The sequence below is a fragment of the Streptococcus entericus DSM 14446 genome, from assembly GCF_000380025.1.
GTDB lineage: Bacteria > Bacillota > Bacilli > Lactobacillales > Streptococcaceae > Streptococcus > Streptococcus entericus.
Window position 1 is genome coordinate 241,197 of record NZ_KB904156.1, and the last position, 8,777, is coordinate 249,973.

General features: G+C 42.3%; 11 protein-coding genes and 1 other annotated feature. Of the genes, 8 read left to right on the forward strand and 3 right to left on the reverse strand.

The features are described 5' to 3' along the window. Window positions 1–44: 44 nt before the first annotated feature. The 5 genes from A3GW_RS0102665 (at window position 45) to rplT (ending at window position 2,555) form a co-directional block, all read left to right on the forward strand. Complete coding sequence (locus A3GW_RS0102665; RefSeq protein ID WP_018367778.1) at window positions 45–518, forward strand: SAG1386/EF1546 family surface-associated protein; 474 nt, start codon at window positions 45–47, stop codon at window positions 516–518. Between the two features lie 10 nt (window positions 519–528). After that, complete coding sequence (gene cmk / locus A3GW_RS0102670; RefSeq protein ID WP_018367779.1) at window positions 529–1,212, forward strand: (d)CMP kinase; 684 nt, start codon at window positions 529–531, stop codon at window positions 1,210–1,212. 20 nt (window positions 1,213–1,232) lie between these two features. Further along, window positions 1,233–1,358 (forward strand) — a sequence feature (ribosomal protein L20 leader region). 14 nt (window positions 1,359–1,372) lie between these two features. Further along, a complete protein-coding gene (infC, locus tag A3GW_RS0102675) occupies window positions 1,373–1,903 on the forward strand; it encodes a translation initiation factor IF-3 (protein WP_018367780.1) in 531 nt (176 codons plus the stop codon). A 38-nt stretch (window positions 1,904–1,941) separates the two neighbouring features. After that, window positions 1,942–2,142, forward strand: coding sequence for a 50S ribosomal protein L35 (gene rpmI / locus A3GW_RS0102680; RefSeq protein WP_018367781.1), 201 nt, complete (start codon window positions 1,942–1,944; stop codon window positions 2,140–2,142). A gap of 53 nt (window positions 2,143–2,195) precedes the next feature. Next, complete coding sequence (gene rplT, locus A3GW_RS0102685) at window positions 2,196–2,555, forward strand: 50S ribosomal protein L20 (protein ID WP_018367782.1); 360 nt, start codon at window positions 2,196–2,198, stop codon at window positions 2,553–2,555. Window positions 2,556–2,593: 38 nt separating this feature from the next. On the opposite strand, the gene A3GW_RS0102690 is transcribed toward rplT, so the two are convergent. The 3 genes from A3GW_RS0102690 to A3GW_RS0102705 form a co-directional block, all read right to left on the reverse strand. After that, window positions 2,594–3,436 (reverse strand): CPBP family intramembrane glutamic endopeptidase, encoded by an 843-nt coding sequence (locus tag A3GW_RS0102690; RefSeq protein ID WP_083907103.1) that lies wholly within the window; start codon window positions 3,434–3,436, stop codon window positions 2,594–2,596. A gap of 19 nt (window positions 3,437–3,455) precedes the next feature. Next, on the reverse strand, window positions 3,456–4,007 hold the full coding sequence (locus tag A3GW_RS0102700; RefSeq protein ID WP_018367785.1) for a TlpA family protein disulfide reductase: 552 nt from the start codon (window positions 4,005–4,007) through the stop codon (window positions 3,456–3,458). Between the two features lie 66 nt (window positions 4,008–4,073). Then, window positions 4,074–4,778 carry a cytochrome c biogenesis CcdA family protein gene (locus A3GW_RS0102705; protein ID WP_018367786.1) on the reverse strand — a complete coding sequence of 235 codons (705 nt, stop codon included), beginning with the start codon at window positions 4,776–4,778 and terminating at the stop codon, window positions 4,074–4,076. 202 nt (window positions 4,779–4,980) lie between these two features. Between A3GW_RS0102705 and A3GW_RS0102710 the strand changes: the two genes are divergently transcribed. The 3 genes from A3GW_RS0102710 to A3GW_RS0102720 are packed head-to-tail and all read left to right on the forward strand — an operon-like array spanning window position 4,981 to window position 8,378. Further along, window positions 4,981–6,282 carry an LCP family protein gene (locus A3GW_RS0102710; RefSeq protein WP_018367787.1) on the forward strand — a complete coding sequence of 434 codons (1,302 nt, stop codon included), beginning with the start codon at window positions 4,981–4,983 and terminating at the stop codon, window positions 6,280–6,282. Window positions 6,283–6,291: 9 nt separating this feature from the next. Beyond that, entirely contained in the window at window positions 6,292–7,875 is a 1,584-nt protein-coding gene (locus tag A3GW_RS0102715) for a phospholipase D-like domain-containing protein (RefSeq protein ID WP_018367788.1), read from the forward strand. A 23-nt stretch (window positions 7,876–7,898) separates the two neighbouring features. Further along, window positions 7,899–8,378, forward strand: coding sequence for a hypothetical protein (locus A3GW_RS0102720; RefSeq protein ID WP_018367789.1), 480 nt, complete (start codon window positions 7,899–7,901; stop codon window positions 8,376–8,378). The last annotated feature ends 399 nt before the right edge of the window (window positions 8,379–8,777 follow it).

Here is an 8,777-nt window from a genome sequence, read left to right on the forward strand (position 1 = left end):
CACTATTGTAATACGAAAACTTAGAATACACAAGAGGAAAACTGATGAAAAAATTATGGGATACCAAAGCCTTCTTGGCTGATGATAAATCAGGTCAAAAAAATAAGTCAATTGAATGGTTCAGTAGTTACTTTCTGACGATTTTATTGGCAGCTTTCTTGCTTATCGTGGTTTGTATACTGGCCTTTATTTTATGGACATCAAACGGCGGCAGCAATCAAGAACAAGCAGAACAAGCTTTTTATGACCCGAGCAAATCGAGCAGTTTAGTGTCATCAAGCACTGAGGCACCAAGTCAAACTGAAGAAAAAGAAACGACTGAATCAAGTACAGCTTCATCGACATCACCGTCAGCTACTGGCGAGACCCTAACAGTTATGTCTGGCGAAGGTGCGGGTCAGATTGCAGCACGAGCAGGTATTTCTCTCGAGCGTCTCTACGAACTCAACCCAGATAAGATGGTCGGTCCTGGTGGCACTTGGTGGGCAAATCCAGGTGACGTGGTTATCGTCAATTAGAAAGACAGGTATGAGAAAGATTAGAATTGCCATCGATGGACCTGCTTCAAGTGGTAAGAGTACCGTTGCAAAGATTTTAGCAAAAGAACTTGGTTACACCTACTTAGACACAGGTGCTATGTACCGCACAGCGACTTACCTAGCCTTGCGGGCAGGACTGAAAGAGCATCAGGTATCTGATATTTTGGCTTTGATCGATCAGTATCCAATTGGCTTTGGAATAGCAGAGGATGGCACACAGACTGTCTTTGCCGGTAAAGAAGATATCACTTTAGCCATTCGACAAAACGACGTGACGGCCAATGTCTCTTGGGTTTCCGCATTGGCGGAAGTGCGAGAAAAACTGGTTGCGGAGCAACAGCGGATAGCCCGTGATGGAGGAATCATCATGGATGGTCGTGATATTGGGACAGTGGTCTTGCCTGATGCGGAACTCAAGATTTTCTTGGTTGCGTCCGTTGAGGAAAGAGCAGAGCGTCGCTATAAGGAAAATATCGAAAAAGGTATTCCAGCAGACCTTAACCAGCTCAAGCAGGAAATTGCTGAGCGGGACTATAAGGACAGTACGAGAGCAGTTTCGCCGCTCAAACCAGCTGACGATGCGATTCATTTTGATACAACTGGGGTGTCTATTGAGGGTGTCGTCGTATTTATCTCAAAAAAAGTAGCTGAAATCCTTGACAAGGACCAATAGATAACGTATAATAGTCATAATGAGAAAAGCAGAAGTGAGAACTTCTCGCCTTGCGACTTAGGTTGTCTGGCCCTGACATGTCAAGATTCCATCAGGAAGATTATGTGTGCGGGCTTGATTTATCAAGTCCGCTCTTGTTTTTCTCTAAAAATATGAAGAGGTGAAGAACATAGCTAAGAAGGATTTGTTCATTAATGACGAGATTCGCGTTCGCGAAGTTCGTCTCGTTGGTCTTGAAGGTGAGCAGTTAGGCATTAAGCCCCTGTCAGAAGCGCAAGCTCTTGCTGATCAGGCAAATGTCGATTTGGTTCTCATTCAGCCACAAGCCACACCGCCTGTTGCAAAAATTATGGACTACGGTAAGTTCAAGTTTGAGTATCAGAAGAAACAAAAGGAGCAACGCAAGAAACAGAGCGTTGTGACGGTTAAAGAAGTACGCCTCAGTCCAGTTATCGACAAAGGTGACTTTGAAACCAAACTCCGTAATGGTCGTAAGTTCCTTGAAAAAGGAAATAAGGTCAAAGTTTCTATCCGATTTAAGGGGCGTATGATTACCCATAAAGAAATCGGCGCTAAGGTGTTGGCTGATTTTGCTGAGGCGACCCAAGATATTGCCATCATTGAGCAACGCGCAAAAATGGATGGTCGTCAAATGTTTATGCAACTCGCACCGATTCCAGACAAGAAGTAACTTGTCGCCTGAAAAATTATTAAGAGGAGAAATCTATCATGCCAAAACAAAAAACACACCGCGCATCAGCAAAACGCTTTAAGCGTACTGGTTCAGGCGGTTTGAAACGCTTCCGTGCTTACACGTCTCACCGTTTCCACGGTAAAACTAAGAAGCAACGTCGTCAGTTGCGTAAAGCACGCATGGTTCACTCAGGTGACTTTAAGCGTATCAAGTCAATGTTGACGCGTCTTCGTTAATCTTAGCATTGACCCTTAGACAGATTAGAGATAGATATTTGGAGGAAAAATAAATGGCACGTGTTAAAGGTGGCGTTGTATCACGCAAACGTCGTAAACGTATTTTGAAACTGGCGAAAGGTTACTACGGAGCTAAACATATCTTGTTCCGCACGGCAAAAGAGCAAGTGATGAACTCTTACTACTATGCTTACCGTGACCGTCGTCAGAAGAAACGTGATTTCCGCAAATTGTGGATTACCCGTATCAATGCAGCAGCTCGTCTTAACGGTTTATCATACTCTAAGTTGATGAACGGTTTGAAATTGGCTGAAATCGAAGTAAACCGTAAAATGCTTGCTGACTTGGCAGTGAACGATCCAGCGGCTTTCACAGCACTTGCTGACGCTGCTAAAGCAAAATTAGCAAAATAAAAAAATAATCTGGAACATTTAGTTGTTCCAGATATTTTTTATGGTTCGGCTACAATGATTTCTTCAGTATCGTGTTTAAGTTCAGGTGTTTGTTCAATCGTCTTATCCATGTTGATAAGTGTCCATAAGGCTAGTCCGGCTAGAGGGACAAAGACAACGATAAACTCAATCCAGCTACCAGAGCTGACCGGCTCATTAATGCTGGGTTGAAAGTCGATAAGAAAATGGATTAGCATTGGCAACCAGAGGTTATTATAACCCACTCGCAGGGCCGCAAAGCTAAGACCAAAGCAGGTGGCGTAGAAAATCTGTTGAGCGACAGCAAGAGGTTCCGCTTGAGCAAGGTTTACAAGATGGAAGAGTCCAAATAAAACAGAAGTTGTCAGAGCAGTCTTGGTTAAGCTCTGCGATTGTGACCGAAAAAGTGAGAGAAAAGCGGTAAAGAATAGCCCACGTAACCAGATTTCCTCACCGATACCAGCAGTTGCAGCTGCCCAAAAACTTGGCAATATCAGTTCCCAACCGCCTTCAAATAGACCAATCAGTCCAGGAATAAAACCGTTGTAAAATAATAGAGCAATGGCCGCGATAAGGTTGGCGTGAATGAGGTAGTTAATAGGTTTAGTCCAAGCGATCTTGGGAGAAAAGAGTCGTTGTCCGTGGATGATTTTCCAAATAATAGCTGCAAAGATGAGCGTTAAGAAGAACATGACTTCTAGCATGACTGTCTGAGTCAGCATGACAGGGTGTCCTGTTACCACCAAGAATAAAGAGACCGCTATTGAGGAAAAGATAGTGACGAAGAATCCGCTAAAGAGAAGTAATGCGGCCTTGAAGAATAGACTTTTTGTATGTGTTTTAGAAATGATTGTATTGAACATAATGGTCACCTCTTAGTTCTTAATTAGCTTCTTGAAGCAGCTTTGTCAAGACGTCTTCATTGGTGCTGCCGAGCATGACTTGACCAACTGTACCGTCACTGTTGATGATGATATGAGTTGGGAAAGACGTTATGCCAAATTGACTTGCAAAACTATCTTTTGTGTCAAAAAGAACAGGATAGGTGATTTTACCGTCTTTGGCAACTGAGAGAATTTCTTGTTCACTGCTGTCCATTGGGCGTTGATTGTTAAACTTACTGTCGTTGGGAGAAACGACGGACAAGAAAACATAGTCGTCTTTATCTTTAAAGTTTTGGTAGACTTTTTCCAGTTCAGGAAATTCTTGTTTGCATGGTCCGCACCAACTGGCCCAGACATTGATGTAGATTTTTTTGCCAGCATAGTCTTTAAGGGAAACTGCCTTGCCATCTTTGTCGACGAGAGTGACATCTGGCGCAACTTGTCCCTTGCTAATGCCAATCGGTTCTTGACTTGGTAGGAGGAGTGAGCAACCACAAAGTGTGAAAAGGGCGACAGCCATCATAATGGCGAATTTAAATGATTTAAACATGATAGACTCCTTTAGTATGGTAATTAGTTGTTGTTTTTGATGATAGGTATTGACCTGATAACCATGTTAATGGAAGAAGCGGCTGATTGTAGTGAATTGGCCTGTGATAATAGACAGCCCGATAAGAATCAGCAAGATACCAGAAATGCGTTTTGTGTGTTTCATCAGATGTTGGTGCTTTTTGAAATAGGCAAGAACTTTTTGAGAAAAGAAGGCAACTAAAACAAAGGGCAGGATGAAACCTAGGCAGTAGACGCTGATTAAAAGAACGCTAAATATCCCCTGATGGCTACTGGCGTAGAGAAAAGCGCTAGCAAGGATAGGACCGATACACGGTGTCCAGGAGAAGCTAAACGTAAATCCCATAAGAGTGGCAAGCAAAGGTGTGACCTGTTGTCCAGCTTGATAGACTTTGTGTTTGGCTGAAAACTCTCGCTTGGTCAGTATAGTTTGAAAGAGGTCAAGCTGGATTAGCCCCATGATGATGATGAGCAGACCTCCGATGAGCTGAATTATTTGCATGTGCTGGGTCAAGAGACGACTGAGCAGGCTGCTAGCAAATCCTAGAACAAAAAAGGTCAGAGTAATACCTAAAACAAAGCAAAGGGTGTTGACCAGGATGCGTCGCTGAACAGAGGAATGTTCTATTTTTTCAGATGACACTTGTCCTCCTAAAATACCAATATAAACCGGTAAAATAGGCAAGACACAGGGAGAAAAGAAGGATAATAGTCCTTCTGCAAATAGCGCTAATAATTTGAAAATATCCATAGGCGATACCTCTTTTATATCAATGTTTTTATGTACCCATAAGATAACACAAAAAGCAACCTTTGTCAAGATACACTTGATTTCTATTGATGCAATTGTTCATGAAGAAAGCGCAAACATACCTATGTAAGCGTTGTAACAGTTGACAGCGACGGCTGTTCAGTATAGAATGGAAAGTAACTGAATGAAAAGAGAACAATCCATGAAAAAGAGTACTTTTCTGTCTCGGCATGAGCAGTTACGATATGATTATTTAACACAAAATATCCATTTTTTGGGTGAAAAAGAAAAAGCTGAGCTGGCTTATTTGTCTGCAAAGGCTGAAGGAAATGAACCAAGAGTCGTTTCTTATGCTCAAGAAGAAAATCATTTGACGGATAGACAATCTGAACTGTCCTCTCTGCGAAACTTAGAGTTAACGGATGAGAGACCTAGACGGTCGAAAAAGTCTGTCAATAAACAAGTTTCTGCACCAAAGAAGCTTGCCAAAAAGACCAGCTTTGGTCTTAAAGTGAAACGATTTGTCAAAGTAACCGTGGCCCTCATGTTGTTACTTGTCATTGGAATGGCAGTGATGTTTTTCAAGGGCTTGTTTGGTGTGACCTCAGGTCAAGAGAACTTAAAACCAGCCATGACAGAGTATTTTGCGGGTGAAAAGACTGCCGATGGGGTCAACATCTTGATTTTAGGTAGTGATAAGCGCATCACGGAAGAATCAACAGAAGCTAGGACAGACACCATTATGGTGATGAATGTCGGCAATAGCTCAGGCAAGGTAAAGCTGGTCAGCTTTTTGAGAGATACCCTGGTGAATATTGAGGGAGCTTCTTATGAAGGCATGGCTGATCACAAGTTGAATGCAGCCTTTACCATCGGTGAACAGGATAATAGCCAAGGGGCGGAATATGTGCGCCAAGTCTTGAAAAATAACTTTGACATCACTATTGAATATTACGTCATGATTGACTTTGAAACCTTTGCTCTGGCAGTTGACACCCTCTTTCCTAATGGTGTAGAGATGGATGCAAAGTTTTCAACTGTGAATGGTGAGGTTGTTGGTGCTGTTGATGTGCCAGATGACTTGGGGTTTGCTTCTGGCGGTAGCCTTTATCAAACGATTCAGGTTGGTCCTCAACGGATGGATGGTAAAACGCTGCTTAACTATGCGCGTTTCAGAAGTGATGACGAAGGAGATAATGGCCGAACACGTCGCCAACAGGAAGTCATGCAGGCTGTCCTATCCCAAATAAAAGATCCGACCAAGCTCTTTACAGGCTCTGAGGCTCTGGGAAAAATTTACGCATTAACCTCGACCAATATATCATTTCCTTTCATCCTATCTAATGGGCTTTCTGGCTTGACGGCAAGTCAAAAGGGCATTGAACGGATGAGTATTCCTGAGCAGGGAGACTGGATAGATGAGTATGACCTGTATGGTGGTTTAGGTCTGCTGATTGATTTTGAGGCTTATAAGCAGCGTCTAGCTGAATTAGGCTTACGTTAGGGAGATGATATGGAAGAGAAAAAACGCAAAGTCAAGTTAAAAGCCATTCGCTTGTTAAAAAAGGATAAGCTCTTCAGTGCAGTATTTAGCCGAGCGACGATTGTTTTTATCTTAATCCTTTTGCAATTATGGCTAATCTCCATTTCTTTTGGTTGGTTATTGGGAGAGTATCGGGTATTCTTTCAAATTTTTGAGGCTGTTATCACGGTTGCCAGTGTCCTTTATCTGGTCAACAGCCGTATGGATACGACTTCAAAAATTACCTGGTTAGTGATGATTATGCTGGCTCCACTACTTGGTTCCTTGTTTTTATTATATACCAAGCAGGATTTGGGTTATCGAACCTTGAGGAGACGTTTGAAAGAGGTTATTTTAAATAGCTCAAATCTTTTACAGCAGGACGAGGAGGTTGTCCAAGAGCTCAGTACACAGCACAGCACAGCTTATAATCTTGTCGAATATTTGAGACGTAGCGATAATAAGTTTCCTGTTTATAAAGGGACATCGGTCACCTACTTGCCGACAGGTGAGAGCTTTTTTGCCAAGATGAAAGAAGAAATGCTCAAGGCTAAACAGTTCATCTTTTTGGAGTACTTTATCATTGATGAAGGGCTGATGTGGGGGGAAATTCTAGCCATTTTAAAGCAAAAAGCTAGTGAAGGAGTCGAAATCCGAGTGCTCTACGATGGGATGAACGAGCTGTCTCGCCTGTCCTTCGATTACACTGAGCGTTTGGGCAAATTAGGCATACAAGCGAGGGCTTTTGCTCCCATTACGCCTTTTCTATCGACCTACTACAACTATCGGGATCATCGTAAGATTTTAGTCATTGATGGACAGGTGGCTTTTAACGGTGGAGCCAACCTAGCAGATGAATACATCAATGAAATCGAGCGTTTTGGGCATTGGAAGGATGCAGGTGTCCTCTTAAAAGGCCCTGCTGTTGATAGTTTTACGGTGCTATTCCTACAGATGTGGACAAGCATGGGAAGCGATGAGTCGCTTGCGTCTTATATCGGCTTAGCCCAACCAGTGGACAAGACTGATGGTTATGTGATACCATACGGGGATTCTCCTCTTGATCGTGATAATGTTGGTGAAAATGTCTACATTGACATGTTAAACCATGCGAGAGAATACGTCCATATCATGACACCATATCTAATTTTGAGCAGTGAATTAGAACATGCTATTCGCTTTGCTGCGGAGCGAGGAGTTGATGTCAAGCTCATGATGCCAGGAATTCCGGATAAAAAAATTCCTTATGCTCTGGCAAAAACCTATTACAAAATTCTGATGGATTCTGGCGTTGAAATCTACGAGTATACACCTGGATTTAATCATTCTAAGGTCTTTGTAGCAGACGGTGTTAAGGCTGTTGTTGGCACCATAAACCTTGATTATCGTAGCCTCTACCATCACTTTGAGTGTGCAACTTATCTCTACCGTTCACCAGCAGTCGCAGCTGTTGAAGCAGATTTCCAACAAACTCTGCTACTTTGCCACCGTGTGACACCTGATGAGCTGTCACAATTACCGATTCTTATGAAATTAACAGGTGTATTCGCTAAAGTTGTTGCACCGCTATTGTAACGAAGGAGTTATAAGGAGATCTTATGTTTAAGAAAATTTTTCAAGCATTTAAAGCTAAAACTGCGCAAAGTCCCCAGGCAACTTTGGTAGATGATTTGCCAGAAGCCATCGAGTGGACGGTAGACAATCTGACAGCTTCTGGTTATCTGGCTGACTTTAGCTTATCAAGCATCGCGGCATTGGATGACTTCTTTGAAACGGAGAAGCAGGAAGGCGGAGTTCTTAGACGACCAGATGGTGGGATTATTTTATTTGCTGTTGCGGCCTATTTAGGTGAAACCTTAATTGCTAACTATGGTGGCAAATGGGAACTGAGCGATGAAGTCACAGAAGATGATTTGGACATGGTTCTGATACTGGATGGTAAGCCGTTTTATCCTGTTAGAGTCTGCCAGCAACGGCTAAAGTCAGCCTCACCTGATGGGCTACAAAGAGCTGTTACCGAGTTTTTTCAACCAGTAGAACACAGGCCTTTACAAAATGACACAAATGAGTTAGAATAAAAATATGCGATGAGCCGAATTTGGTCACTGACCAAATTTACGCTAGGGAGGTCATAAAGGCAGGAGCCGATCTTGATGAGTTGTGTGAACCAACTGATCTCATCTCGTTTGAGATGCCCTTTCCCCAGTTTTTCTGGGGATTTTTTCTACCATTTGTCAAGTCTATCAAGGTTTTAGAGAAAAAATAATTTTCATACAGTCATCAAAATAGGGAAGTGACCTTACTTTACACTAAAGATTTACATAAAAAGTGTATACAAAACCAACACCTTATTTTGTGATTTTTGAAATAAGGTGTTACAATAATATGGCATAAACAATTTTACTGATTTTGGGTTAAAGTGTAATCGTAAAGTTTGTTATGCATAATGAGGTAATACATTGTCCGAATGAGACGAT